At 35.4% G+C, this 13,089-nt stretch carries 17 protein-coding genes; all 17 read left to right on the plus strand.

Features of this window, described 5'->3' with window-relative positions; genetic code table 11:
• Window positions 1-69 precede the first annotated feature (69 nt).
• The 17 genes from SYNTR_RS10560 (at window position 70) to spoIID (ending at window position 13,080) form a co-directional block, all read left to right on the plus strand.
• The gene (locus SYNTR_RS10560; RefSeq protein WP_279285963.1) at window positions 70-1,320 is read left to right on the plus strand and encodes a serine hydroxymethyltransferase; all 1,251 of its coding nucleotides are present in this window, start codon (window positions 70-72) and stop codon (window positions 1,318-1,320) included.
• Between the two features lie 18 nt (window positions 1,321-1,338).
• Complete coding sequence (locus SYNTR_RS10565; RefSeq protein WP_156204475.1) at window positions 1,339-1,797, plus strand: deoxycytidylate deaminase; 459 nt, start codon at window positions 1,339-1,341, stop codon at window positions 1,795-1,797.
• Window positions 1,798-1,818: 21 nt separating this feature from the next.
• Window positions 1,819-2,133: a MazG-like family protein gene (locus tag SYNTR_RS10570; RefSeq protein WP_156204476.1), complete on the plus strand. Its 315-nt coding sequence runs from the start codon at window positions 1,819-1,821 to the stop codon at window positions 2,131-2,133.
• A 265-nt stretch (window positions 2,134-2,398) separates the two neighbouring features.
• A complete protein-coding gene (locus SYNTR_RS10575) occupies window positions 2,399-2,650 on the plus strand; it encodes an AtpZ/AtpI family protein (RefSeq protein ID WP_156204477.1) in 252 nt (83 codons plus the stop codon).
• Between the two features lie 119 nt (window positions 2,651-2,769).
• Window positions 2,770-3,456 carry a F0F1 ATP synthase subunit A gene (gene atpB, locus SYNTR_RS10580; RefSeq protein ID WP_156204478.1) on the plus strand — a complete coding sequence of 229 codons (687 nt, stop codon included), beginning with the start codon at window positions 2,770-2,772 and terminating at the stop codon, window positions 3,454-3,456.
• 67 nt (window positions 3,457-3,523) lie between these two features.
• A complete protein-coding gene (atpE, locus tag SYNTR_RS10585; protein WP_420885502.1) occupies window positions 3,524-3,760 on the plus strand; it encodes an ATP synthase F0 subunit C in 237 nt (78 codons plus the stop codon).
• 89 nt (window positions 3,761-3,849) lie between these two features.
• Window positions 3,850-4,461 carry a F0F1 ATP synthase subunit B gene (gene atpF / locus SYNTR_RS10590; RefSeq protein WP_243140191.1) on the plus strand — a complete coding sequence of 204 codons (612 nt, stop codon included), beginning with the start codon at window positions 3,850-3,852 and terminating at the stop codon, window positions 4,459-4,461.
• Entirely contained in the window at window positions 4,455-5,003 is a 549-nt protein-coding gene (locus SYNTR_RS10595; protein ID WP_156204479.1) for a F0F1 ATP synthase subunit delta, read from the plus strand. Before atpF ends, SYNTR_RS10595 begins: the two co-directional genes overlap by 7 nt.
• Window positions 5,004-5,025: 22 nt before the next feature.
• Window positions 5,026-6,549, plus strand: coding sequence for a F0F1 ATP synthase subunit alpha (atpA, locus tag SYNTR_RS10600; RefSeq protein WP_156204480.1), 1,524 nt, complete (start codon window positions 5,026-5,028; stop codon window positions 6,547-6,549).
• A gap of 11 nt (window positions 6,550-6,560) precedes the next feature.
• On the plus strand, window positions 6,561-7,445 hold the full coding sequence (gene atpG / locus SYNTR_RS10605) for an ATP synthase F1 subunit gamma (RefSeq protein WP_156204481.1): 885 nt from the start codon (window positions 6,561-6,563) through the stop codon (window positions 7,443-7,445).
• 3 nt (window positions 7,446-7,448) lie between these two features.
• Complete coding sequence (gene atpD / locus SYNTR_RS10610; protein WP_156204482.1) at window positions 7,449-8,879, plus strand: F0F1 ATP synthase subunit beta; 1,431 nt, start codon at window positions 7,449-7,451, stop codon at window positions 8,877-8,879.
• A 3-nt stretch (window positions 8,880-8,882) separates the two neighbouring features.
• Window positions 8,883-9,299 (plus strand): F0F1 ATP synthase subunit epsilon, encoded by a 417-nt coding sequence (locus tag SYNTR_RS10615; protein ID WP_156204483.1) that lies wholly within the window; start codon window positions 8,883-8,885, stop codon window positions 9,297-9,299.
• Window positions 9,300-9,462: 163 nt separating this feature from the next.
• Window positions 9,463-9,645, plus strand: a complete 183-nt coding sequence (locus SYNTR_RS10620; protein ID WP_156204484.1) for a hypothetical protein — start codon at window positions 9,463-9,465, stop codon at window positions 9,643-9,645.
• A 123-nt stretch (window positions 9,646-9,768) separates the two neighbouring features.
• On the plus strand, window positions 9,769-9,927 hold the full coding sequence (locus SYNTR_RS10625) for a hypothetical protein (RefSeq protein WP_156204485.1): 159 nt from the start codon (window positions 9,769-9,771) through the stop codon (window positions 9,925-9,927).
• 166 nt (window positions 9,928-10,093) lie between these two features.
• A complete protein-coding gene (locus SYNTR_RS10630) occupies window positions 10,094-10,825 on the plus strand; it encodes a YwmB family TATA-box binding protein (RefSeq protein ID WP_197079115.1) in 732 nt (243 codons plus the stop codon).
• Window positions 10,826-10,853: 28 nt separating this feature from the next.
• A complete protein-coding gene (gene murA, locus SYNTR_RS10635) occupies window positions 10,854-12,095 on the plus strand; it encodes a UDP-N-acetylglucosamine 1-carboxyvinyltransferase (RefSeq protein WP_156204487.1) in 1,242 nt (413 codons plus the stop codon).
• 49 nt (window positions 12,096-12,144) lie between these two features.
• A complete protein-coding gene (gene spoIID, locus SYNTR_RS10640) occupies window positions 12,145-13,080 on the plus strand; it encodes a stage II sporulation protein D (protein WP_197079116.1) in 936 nt (311 codons plus the stop codon).
• Window positions 13,081-13,089: the final 9 nt, after the last annotated feature.

A 13,089-nucleotide genomic window follows, 5' to 3' on the forward strand; every position in this document is an offset into this window, starting at 1 on the left:
GGGAGACATAAGCTTAGAGTCGAAAAAATACATGCAATAGAAAATAAAATGCTGAGAGGAGTAGAAAAAGTGGATTACATTGAGAACTATGTAAGGCAAGCTGATCCAGAAATAGCAAATGCTATTAAAAAAGAAGAGCAGCGCCAAAATACAAAATTGGAGTTAATTGCATCAGAAAATTTTGTTTCTAGAGCTGTCATGGCAGCTCAAGGTTCTGTGATGACTAATAAATATGCAGAAGGTTACCCAGGTAAAAGATATTATGGTGGCTGTGAGTATGTTGATGTAGCAGAGGAACTAGCAAGGCAAAGAGTTAAAGAACTGTTTGGAGCTGAACATGCAAATGTTCAACCACATTCAGGAGCTCAAGCAAATACCGCAGTTTATTTTGCTGCATTAGATCCTGGAGATACGATTTTAGGAATGAACTTAAGCCATGGTGGACATTTAACCCATGGAAGTAAGGTTAATTTATCTGGTAAGTATTTTAACGTATATGATTATGGAGTAAAACCAGATACAGAAATTATTGATTATGATGAATTAAGAGATATAGCCAAAAAAGTAAAGCCTAAAATGATAATAGCTGGGGCAAGTGCATATCCCAGAATCATTGATTTCAAGGTGTTTAAGGAGATTGCAGATGAAGTTGGAGCCTATCTTTTTGTGGACATGGCTCATATAGCAGGTTTAGTAGCTGCTGGTCTACATCCAAACCCTGTGCCTTATGCTGACTTTGTTACATCGACAACGCATAAAACATTACGTGGACCAAGGGGGGGCTTGATACTTTGTAAAGAAGAATGGGCTGCCAAAATAGACAAAGCAGTGTTTCCGGGAATACAGGGTGGTCCGCTAATGCATGTGATAGCTGCAAAAGCAGTTTGTTTTAAAGAAGCTTTAGACTCATCATTTAAAAACTATCAGCAAACAATAATTGATAATGCCAATCAGCTAGCAACAAGTCTTATCGAAAATAATCTTAGATTAGTATCTAATGGAACTGATAACCATCTAATGCTTGTTGATGTGCGACCTAAAAACTTAACTGGAACAGACGCAGAAGAAATCTTAGAAATGATAAACATTACTGCTAATAAAAATGCTATACCATTTGACCCGCAAAAACCAACAGTTACTAGTGGTATTAGGTTAGGAACACCAGCTGCTACTAGCAGAGGATTTAAGCCAGAGGATATGAAAAAAGTTGCAGAAGCTATTAGCATAGCCCTAAGCAACCCAGATAATCCTGCAAGAAAGGCTGAAGCACGTGAAATAATTAACATTTTATGTGATAAATATCCCCTTTACCACATATAGGTAGAAAGGGGGGTGTTTATGACGAGCATACCAAGGCCATCTTGGGATGAATACTTTTTACAACTGGCTGACTTGGTAAAAAGCCGCTCAACGTGTCAAAGAAGGCATGTAGGGGCGGTTCTAGTAAGGAATGAACGTATTATATCAACTGGCTATAATGGAGCACCAAGAGGCATTGACCACTGTCTCGAGGCTGGATGTTTAAGAAAAGAACTAAATATTCCTTCTGGACAAAGATATGAGTTGTGTAGAGGTGTACATGCTGAACAAAATGCAATTATAAATGCGGCTTACTATGGGGTTTCTACAGAAAATACTTATCTTTACTGTAATGAGCAACCATGTATTATATGTGCTAGAATGATAATCAATGCTGGAATAATAAGAGTGGTTTACAAAGGTGAATTTAAAGATGAATTAGCATTTAAGTTATTACAAGATGCTAATATTACTTTGGCTAAACTTGATTCCTTATAAGTAAGTAGGGGAGAAAAAATTATGGATTTAAAGACTTTATCATTGCCTAGGCTAAATCAGTTGAATCCTACTTTAGAATCTACAACATTAAAACTGATGGAAGAAACTGGTGAATTGGCGCAAGTTATAGGCAAATTTCGTGGGATGAGCGGAGAAAAAATAAACCTATCTGATGATGACGTAATAAATGAAATTGCAGTTGAACTTCTAGACGTAGCGCAAACAGCGGTAACTATGATGTTTGTTTTAGAAGAGCAATATAATATAGATATTGACTTATTATTAAACGAGCACTGGGAAAAACTAGAGAGGAAAGGTTATCTATCATTAAAATAGATTTACAGATGTTGCAAACAATTCATAATATAATTTTTAATAAAAAAAAGGATTTGTTGTTTTGATATAGAATAATAGTACCTTGTCGAGTAAATTTCTGATAAAAATAATTAATAATATTTAATTTATAATCACTATATTTAAAATATTAACTATTTAGTAGATATAATTTTTTAAATTTTTAGAGGATTTTAGAATTTTATGACGAATAACCAAAGAGTACATTGTTGTTAAATAATATAGCATAACGTAAAGGTGTGAATAGATGACGCAAAAGAAACAACACTGGGCTAAATCTTTAGGTGAGGCAGTTAATCTAGCAACCTCAGTAGCAGCTGCTGTAGGCATAGGCTATTTAGGTGGGAGATGGTTGGATGGTAGATTTGATACCGAACCATGGTTAGCTTTATTAGGGTTTGTTATAGGAGTTGCCACAGGACTAAAGATGATGTATCAAAAAGCAGTGTCTGGCTCTACTAATCCTGCCCTAAGCAAAGACAAGGTCGATAAGGAATAAACTATCATTAATATCAACCTAGGAAATAAATTTCTGGTTGTGAGGATTATAACCAGTTAAGTGAATGACTGGTAAATAAGACGACTATAGTAAATAAAGTTAGGAAGGGGGGAAAATAGATGTTTACATTTGGTTATTGGGATGCGGTGTGGTTTCATCTAGGGCCAATACCTGTTGATCATATTGTTGTTACACAGTGGGCTTGTGTTTTATTTATAGCGCTTATAGCATATTTCTCAACAAGAAATATGACCGTTGTGCCTAAAGGTTTACAAAACTTCTTTGAGGGATTAATTGTTTGGACATATGACTTTTTTACAGCAATGATGGACAAAGAGCACGTTGCTAGAAAATGGGCACCATTACTATCAACGTTCTTTATATTTATTCTAGTCTGTAATCTAAGTGGTATTATACCAGGAGCAGGTCATATCGAAGGTTTTCAACCTCCTACAAGTAACTGGAACGTTACAATGACGCTAGCGCTAATTACATTTTTCGCTGTCATCGTAGCGGGTGTATCTGAGCATAAAGCAGCTTATCTTGGCCATTTCATAAGTCCACATCCAATAATGTTACCATTAAACATAGTTGAAGAAGTAGTAAGACCGGTATCACTAACCATTCGTCTATTTGGAAACATTTTTGGTAAAGAAGTTGTTTTAGGATTCTTGCTATTTTTAGCACCATTTATTGTTCCGGCAACATTCTTGGCATTGGCAATCTTGCTATCAGTAATACAGGCGATAGTATTTACAATTCTCTCAGCAAGTTATATAGCTGGAGCAGCAGGAGAAGGTCATTAAAAATAAAATATATACAAATAACTGCTCAAAGATATATTATTTGAGCCCATGAAAGGAGGGGAAAGGAATGGAAGCTGCAATGGGAACAATAGCACTAGGCGCAGGTTTAGCTGTATCAATTGGTGGTGTTGGAGTTGGAATAGGAATGGGTATTGCTGGTGGTAGAGCTTTTGAGGCTATCGCAAGACAACCAGAAGTTGGAGGAGATGTAAGAACACTACTCTTCATAACCCTGGCATTTCTAGAAACAGTTATTATTTATGGTCTACTAATCGCATTTATGTTGGTTGGTAACATTGGGTAATTTTTTAAAATTTTTAGGGCGATGGGGTAGCAAACAGTGCTCTATCGCCCAAACACTATATTGCTCTTTAGATAGGGGGTAGCACATCCGTGAAAAGGAATAAATGGACTTACTCATCTGTGCTCCTTTTAACAATAGTCATGGTTTTAGGACTTACAACAGTTGCCGGTGCGGGAGAAGGTGCTTTAACGGCACCAGCAGGACAGCCGCCAGAATTCGGTAACTTTTATGTAATTGGATGGACTGTTGTTAACTTCTTCATATTACTTGCGATACTTCATAAATTTGCTTTTAATCCAATCAACAAAATGTTAGAGCAACGTACAAACACAATAGAGGGATCACTAAAGCATGCTGAAGAAGTTCGCGCAGAAGTTGACCAAATGAGAAAAGAAGCACAGAGTAATTTATCTGAGTCTCGTAAGGAAGCTCAAGACATTGTAGCTAGAGCTACAAAAGCTGCTGAAGAAGCAAAGAATGAAATAATCACAAAAGCTGAAGAAGATGCTAGTAACATGAAACAAAAAGCTTCTGAAGAAATAGCAGCTGCAACAGAGCAAGCTAAGAGTGAACTAAGAGATGCTGCAGCTTCTCTTGCAATAATAGCTGCAGAAAGAGTATTGGGCAGAGCTATTAAAGAAGAAGATCACAAAAAAATGGTAAAAGATTTTGTTGATGAGGCGGGCGATTTACTATGTTAAACAAAAGCGTTGCAAGACGCTATGCAGAAGCGTTTTTTAGCATTGCCCAAGACAACAACAAAATTGACCAATTTCAAACAGAGTTGGAAAAAGTAGTAGCAAAGATAAATGAGTTAGAAAACCTAAAAGAGTACTTTGCACATCTATTAATTCCGGCTAAAGAAAAAAAGGAAGTTGCTAAAAAGTTATTTCAAGAAGATTTATCGCCAACAACCCTTAGCTTTATCCTAATGGTTATAGATAAAAGACGTGAAACTTACTTTGAAGCTATATTAGATGAGTATAAGGAAATGGCTGATGAATCAAGAAATATCACAAAAGCTGACCTAATTGTTGCACGTGAGGTACCTGAAGATGAAGTAGAAGTTTTAGCACAAAAACTATCTGCTACATCAGGAAAAACAGTGCAATTAAAGGTAGCTGTAGATCCTTCCCTTATCGGGGGAATAAAAATACGAATGGGCGACCAAATAATAGATGGTACAGTAGCAAAAAGACTTGAAATGCTTAGAGAGAGCCTCAAAAAGGCAAAGATAAGTTAATTCGATAGGGGTGAGCACGTAAATGAGTATTAGACCTGAAGAGATTAGCGCAATTCTAAAAGAACAAATAGAGCGCTACCAATCCGAGGTCGAAGTCAGCAATGTGGGCTCTGTTATATATATCGGTGACGGTATTGCTCGTGTATATGGTTTGCAGGGTGCTATGGCTGGCGAATTGCTGGAATTTCCAGGAGAAACCTACGGAATGGTTCTAAATCTGGAAGAAGATAACGTTGGAGCAGTTTTATTAGGAAACTATGAGCATATAACAGAAGGCGATGTAGTTAAAGCGACCGGAAGAATCATGGAAGTGCCTGCTGGAAAACCTATGCTAGGACGCGTAGTTAACGGTATTGGACTCCCAGTTGATGGTAAAGGGCCAGTTAATACTGATCAATACAGACCAATTGAACGCGTAGCGCCTGGTGTTGTTTACCGTTCTCCTGTTGATACTCCTATGCAAACAGGATTAAAGGCTATTGACTCAATGGTTCCTATTGGAAGAGGACAGCGTGAGTTAATAATTGGAGACCGCCAAACTGGTAAAACAGCAATAGCAGTTGATGCCATAATTAACCAACGTGAAAAGAAAGATATGATTTGTGTTTATGTTGGTATAGGGCAAAAACAATCAACAATTGCAGGCATACAGGCTAAATTAGAAGAAATGGGAGCAATGGATTACACAGTAATCGTTGCAGCTACTGCTTCAGAACCAGCTCCATTGTTATATCTTTCACCTTATACTGGTGTAGCTATAGCAGAAGAGTTCATGGAAACTGAAGGTGAAGGCATTAAAGATGTTTTAATTATATATGATGATTTATCTAAACATGCTGTTGCGTATCGTGAAATGTCCTTGCTATTAAGACGTCCTCCAGGACGTGAAGCTTATCCAGGAGACGTTTTCTTCCTACACTCTCGTCTACTAGAGAGAGCATGTAAACTTAACGATGACCTTGGTGGGGGTTCGATTACAGCATTACCAATAATTGAAACACAAGCAGGTGACGTATCTGCTTATATTCCTACCAATGTTATTTCAATAACAGATGGACAGATTTATCTAGAAACCGACTTATTCTATGCTGGACAAAGACCAGCGATAAATGCTGGTTTATCAGTTAGCCGTGTTGGAGGAGCTGCACAAACTAAAGCTATGAAGGGTGTTGCTGGACAGCTTCGACTAGATCTAGCGCAATATCGTGAGCTAGCAGCTTTTGCTCAGTTTGGTTCAGACCTAGATAAAGCTACACTTGCAAGGCTAACACGTGGTGAAAGAGTTACTGAAATACTGAAACAGAATCAATATAAACCGATGTCCATGGAAGAACAAGTTGTATCAATCTTTTGTGGGGTAAGAGGTTATCTAGATGATATAGCACAAGAACAAGTGCTAGTTTTTGAAGAGGACTTTATGAAGTTTATTCGCAGTACACATTCAGATATACTAAAATCAATACGTGAAGCTGGAAAAATGGACGATGCGACAGAGGAAAAGCTAATCAAGGCTATTGAAGAGTTCAAATCCACTTTCGCAGTTTAGGTGGTGATTAAATGGCAGGATCAGGTGTAAGAGAGTATAAAAGAAGAATTCGAAGCGTTCAAAGCACTCAGAAAATAACTAAAGCCATGAAAATGGTAGCTGCAGCAAAGCTTCGCCGCGCACAGGAAAGTGCTGAAGCTTCAAGACCTTATACCGAAACCCTACGCGACGTTTTAGCCAGGCTTGCGGGAGTATCAGCAGATGTTGAGCACCCACTTCTTGAAAAAAGAGAAGAAGTAAAAAAAGTTGGCTACATTGTCGTAACTGCTGATAGAGGATTATGTGGTGCTTATAATACAAATATTATTCGTGCCGGAAACCTAGCAATGGCACAAGATGAAAGAGGTATTGAAAATCGCATCATAGCAGTTGGTAGAAAAGGTAGAGACTTTTTCCGCAAACGCGGTGGTCTTGATGCAGAGTTTATAAATTTAGGGGATAATGTAAGTTTTGTAGACGCTAGAGAAATTGGCCAGTATATTACAAATGCATATGAAAATGGCGAATTAGATGAAGTTTACGTTGTTTATGCAAAATTTGTTAATGCTTTAAGGCAGGTTCCTACGGTTAGCCAATTGCTACCGTTAGAGCCACCATCAGAGGATGAGCCTACAGAAGAGCATTTTGTAGACTATATATATGAACCTAGTGCTGAGGCCATTCTTGTATCATTATTACCAAGGTATATAGGCAGCCAAATATATCATGCTATGTTAGAAGCTAAGGCAAGTGAGCATGGTGCTAGAATGACAGCAATGGGCAATGCTACCCAAAACGCAGGGGAAATAATTGATAATTTAACCTTAGAAATGAATAAAGCAAGACAGGCATCAATTACAGCTGAAATTCTGGATATTGTTGGTGGTGCCGAAGCTCTCAATAAAGGAGGAAAGTAGAGGATGGCGAATTTAACGTACGGAGAGGTAACCCAGGTTATAGGTGCTGTTGTAGATATAAGATTTAAACCTGGTGAACTACCCGAAATAATGAACGCTATTACTATTAAATCGGCTGACCAGGATTCAAGTAAAAAAACGGCAGCTGAGATTGATGTTACATTAGAAGCTATGCAGCTTTTAGGTAACGATACAGTTAGATGTGTTGCTCTACAGCCAACTGATGGATTAATGAGAGGTATGAAAGCAACAAACACAGGAGCAACAATTAAAGTTCCAGTTGGAGATAACTGTCTAGGAAGAATTTTGAATGTTTTAGGTGAACCAGTTGATGAAGCAGGTGAAGTACAAGCAACTGATCACTGGGAAATTCACCGTGACCCACCTCCATTAGTTGACCAAATGCCAGCTACAACAATGCTTGAAACTGGTATTAAAGTTACAGACTTAGTTTGTCCATATGCTAAGGGTGGAAAAATAGGTCTATTTGGTGGAGCCGGTGTTGGAAAAACAGTTATTATAATGGAACTTATCAGAAACATTGCTTATGAGCATGGTGGATATTCAGTTTTCACCGGTGTTGGAGAGCGTACACGTGAAGGTAACGATTTATGGGAAGAAATGACCGAATCTGGAGTTATTGATAAATGTGCTCTAATTTACGGTCAGATGAATGAACCACCTGGAGCAAGACTGCGTGTTGGCTTAACTGGTCTAACAATAGCAGAATATTTCCGTGATATTGGTGGTCAAGATGTTCTAATATTTATTGACAATATATTCCGTTTTGCTCAAGCAGGTAACGAGGTGTCTGCGCTTCTAGGTCGTATGCCATCTGCGGTTGGTTATCAGCCAACACTAGCAACTGACATGGGATTACTACAAGAGCGTATTACGACTACAAGAAAAGGGTCAATTACATCAGCTCAGGCAGTATATGTACCAGCTGACGACTTAACTGACCCAGCACCTGCAACCACATTTGCTCACTTAGATGCTACCACTGTTTTGGCTAGATCTATAGCTGAGCTAGGAATTTATCCAGCAGTTGATCCATTAGATTCAACATCAAGAATATTAGACGCAGCAATTGTAGGAGAAAAGCATTATGAAACTGCACGTGGAGTTCAGCAAATACTGCAAAGATATAAAGAACTTCAAGATATTATCGCAATATTGGGAATGGATGAGTTAAGTGATGAAGATAAACTAATAGTTACTCGTGCTAGAAAGATTCAAAGATTCTTATCACAGCCATTCCACGTTGCGGAACAGTTTACTGGTAACCCAGGTCTTTACGTACCAGTTTCCGAAACTGTTGAATCCTTTAGTCAAGTATTAGAAGGTAAACATGATGAATTACCAGAAGCAGCATTTTATATGGTAGGTAATATTGATGCTGTTGTAGCTAAAGCAAAAGGACTGGAGGCGTAGTCTATGGCAGAAAACACCTTCATGCTAGAGATAGTGACCCCTGAGCAGATTCTATATAAAGATGAGATTCAGCTAGTGGTTGCTCCCGCTGTCGAAGGTGAACTGGGTGTAATGAAAAATCATGCGCCTCTCGTAGCAGCTTTAAATATTGGAGTTGTACGATTTAAAGATGGCAATGGAAATCAACAGCGTGTGGCTATAAGTGGTGGATTAATTGAAGTTATTGATAATTCAGCTAGAATATTAGCAGAAACTGCTGAAAAAGGCGAAGATATTGATGTAGTAAGAGCAAAGTCTGCTAAAGAGCGAGCTGAAAATCGATTAAGTCAGCGCGATGATAGTTTGAATTATACCCGAGCACAAACAGCCTTACAAAGAGCTATTACGCGGCTTAAGGCAGCGGAGGCTAAAATTGATTAGAATCCATTAAATAAAAGCCGAAAGATATAGGACTATATCTTTCGGCTTTATATTATTATAAAATAATAAGTTAATATTAACCCTATAAACAACTACAATAAAAAAGGTGTAATCAATTTTTATTTTATTATGGAGATTGTGAAATAAAGAGGTGTTCTCTAGTATGGAGAATATACTAAAAATCTTTGTTGTATTAACATTAATTTTTTTATTAATAAAAGGTTTGATATATTTATTAATATTTCTCACAACACACAAAATACAAGAACACTCATTTGAAAATAAGCGAAAAGCTAGAATAGCGCGTAATAAAAGATTGTTAAATAATGATGAAAAAAACAAATAAATTATCTAAATAAAACTTTATTGTATTGCAAAAAGATAAATTAAGATCACAGAATCGACTGAATAAATACAAGGAGTTATACTACAAATAAAACATAAAGTAAGTAAAAATGGAGTGAAAAATATGCAAACTCAGTTTTTAATTTTAATAGCATTGATTATACTTGCAACCATAATATTTGGAATTATGATATTTAGATTTACGATAAGGTTTGAAAAGAAAGCTTTAAAAGCCAAACAATTAAAGGAAGAGCATGAAAAAACATTGAGAAAAAAACAATAATAATTAAAATAACAGCTGAAAATAATATAAGCATAATTATGAATATTAAAACCTGATGAAATCAGGTTTAATTATTTTTCTGAGTAAACTTAAATTATATTGAGAATAAATAACGGTATTAATGGCAAAAATCTTGATAAATATACTTGGGGATGGAGGTATTATTTTGAAAAGATTTTTGCTTTATATAATAATTTTTGCGGCATTATGCCATATTGCAGACACAAGTATACATTCTGCCGTTAGTCGTGATTTTGAAAAAAGATCACCATATCAACTATCATTTGCATCTATAGGTGCAAATTTGCTCGAATTTAGAATGGACAGTTGGGCAAAAATAAAAATAAATACAACTGAAGAAATGAAACAACAACTTAAACAATCTTTAGATATATTAGAAATTGAGTATTGTGAAAATAATTTAGAATACAGAAAAAGTGGAACAAATGACATCATATATTACAACACTGTTAAAAATGGTGATGAAATAGACTTTACATTGGAATATGATCCAAATAATTGTGAAGCATTTTATTTAGTAACAATAACCTCAAATAAGAGTTTAGAACACATAAAGTCATACCATGATAGATTAACCAACAACTTTAATATTAGAAGTTATTATTTGCTTACTGGCAAGATAGATTACCCAATTGAATACACGGCAAAATACAATTTAATACAAGTTGCATTGAAAAATGTAGGAGCTGAAGAAATTAACGTATTTAAAGATGGACGAGTTGTTAGTGTAACTGGGTATAGTGAGCTATTAGAAAACACTATTTTAAGTGAGGTAATACAAAATAAAGAATATAATATTCAAATTGCAATGCGTAGTAGTCAAGTAGGAAAAACATATATATATATGGGTTTCCCACTTATTTTAGGTGAATATTAAATACTTAAAGGGAGGTGGTCCAAAAAGCTTGGAAATCATAGTTAATGGTGGAAACAGATTAGAAGGTGTTGTAGAAGTCAATTCCTCAAAAAATGCTATTTTACCAATATTAGCTGCTACCCTTTTAAGTAATGGTCATATTGAAATTAATAAAGTTCCGAAAATTAGAGACGTTAAAATAATAAGTGATCTAATAAATGATCTTGGCGTAGAGGTTAAGCATGAACAAAATAAGCTTGTGTATAATGTAAGTGATATAAAAAATTATCCTTCATATGAATTAGTAAGACAAATGAGGGCTTCATTTTTAGTAATGGGGCCTATATTAGCCAAAAAAGGTAAGGTTAAAATTTCATTGCCTGGTGGTTGTGCTATAGGTACACGACCAATTGATTTACATCTAAAGGGATTTCATGCATTAGGGGCAAAAATAGATTTGTCTCATGGGGACGTAACTGCTGAAGCATCAAATTTAATAGGTAGTCATATTTATTTAGATTTCCCTAGTGTTGGAGCAACTGAAAATATTATGATGGCAGCAGCATTAGCGAAAGGAAGTACGTATATCGAAAATGCTGCATTAGAACCAGAAGTTGTGGATTTAGCGAATTTTATTAATGCAATGGGAGGAAAAATAAGTGGTGCAGGTACAAATGTAGTAAAAATTGATGGAGTAAATGAACTAAAACCGGTTAATTATACTCCCATTCCTGATAGGATAGAAGCAGGTACCTATATGATTGCAGCAGCAGCAACAGGAGGAAACGTTTTAATAAACAATGTAATACCAGAGCATATGAAAGCAATAACAGCAAAATTGGTTGAAAGTGGAGCAATTGTCGAAGAAGAAAGCAATGCTATTAGAGTTGCTAGAACAGAAAGTATAAAACCTATTTATATAAAAACATTACCCTACCCGGGGTTCCCAACAGATATGCAAGCACAATTTATGGCATATTTAAGCTGTGCCTTAGGTAGTAGTGTAATAACAGAATCGGTTTTTGAAAATCGATTTATGCATTTGCAAGAATTATTAAGAATGGGTGCAGAAATAAAAGCTGAAGGTAGAACAGCTATAATTAAAGGAGTAAAGAAATTAACAGGAGCAAATGTTAAAGCCACAGATTTAAGGGCTGGTGCGGCACTAGTAGTAGCTGGATTAACTGCTGAAGGTGAAACAATAGTTGGTAATAGTATTCACGTAGATAGAGGATATGAAAATTTTGTTGAAAAATTAAATAAACTTGGAGCAGATATAATAAAAAAATAATGTGAAAAGGACATGGCATGATAGCCATGTTTTTTTCATATTTATTATCATGAGAAAAAAAAGAAATTATTTAATTATTATATCTGTTTTTTTATTGATTACTATTTTAACAATTGTTATTAAAAATAATAATCAAAACTTAGATTATTATATTGAGGGTGAACCAAAAATAACTTTATATTTACACCAAGAAAATGAAGTTATAGAACTAGGCTTAGAAGAATATTTAGTAGGTGTAATAGCTGCAGAAATGCCTGCTTCATTTGAATTAGAAGCTTTAAAAGCCCAAGCTATAGCGGCAAGAACTTATACTATAAGAAAAATAATAGAAGGAAGAGAATATCCCTTAAATGCAGATTTATCTGATAATATCAATGAATGCCAAGCATATATTTCTTTAGATGAATTTAAAAAAAGAAATCCAAAGAATTATTCTGAATTACAAGAAAAACTTATAAAAGCAGTATATGAAACTAAAGGTGAAATATTAATGTATCAAAATAATGAAGTAATTGATGCTCTTTACCATTCTACATGTGGTGGATATACTGAAAGTGCAGAGGATGCTTGGGGTAACCATGTTCCATATCTTAAATCAATTAAATGTGTATATTGTGAAAAATCACGTCATTATGAAACTGAACAAGTCTTTTCTAATTCTGAGTTTAATCAAATTTTTAATATAAACGATGCACAATTAAAAATTGATATTTTAGAAAAATCAAATAGTGGAAGAATTAAAAAAATGAAAATAAATAATCAAATAATATATGGTGATCGCTTAAGAAACCTACTTAGTCTACCATCAACTTGGCTTGGCATAGAAATTAATGAACACGAAGTAATAATAAATAATAGGGGATATGGACATGGAGTAGGAATGTGCCAGTATGGAACGAATGGAATGGCTAAAGAAGGATATAGTTATGAGGAGATTTTAAACAAATACTACCAAAATATTGATATCATCAAAATTAGTTACTAAGTTCTTGAT

Origin of the sequence: Candidatus Syntrophocurvum alkaliphilum, from assembly GCF_009734445.1 — a bacterium.
In the GTDB taxonomy this organism is placed as follows: domain Bacteria; phylum Bacillota; class Syntrophomonadia; order Syntrophomonadales; family Syntrophomonadaceae; genus Syntrophocurvum; species Syntrophocurvum alkaliphilum.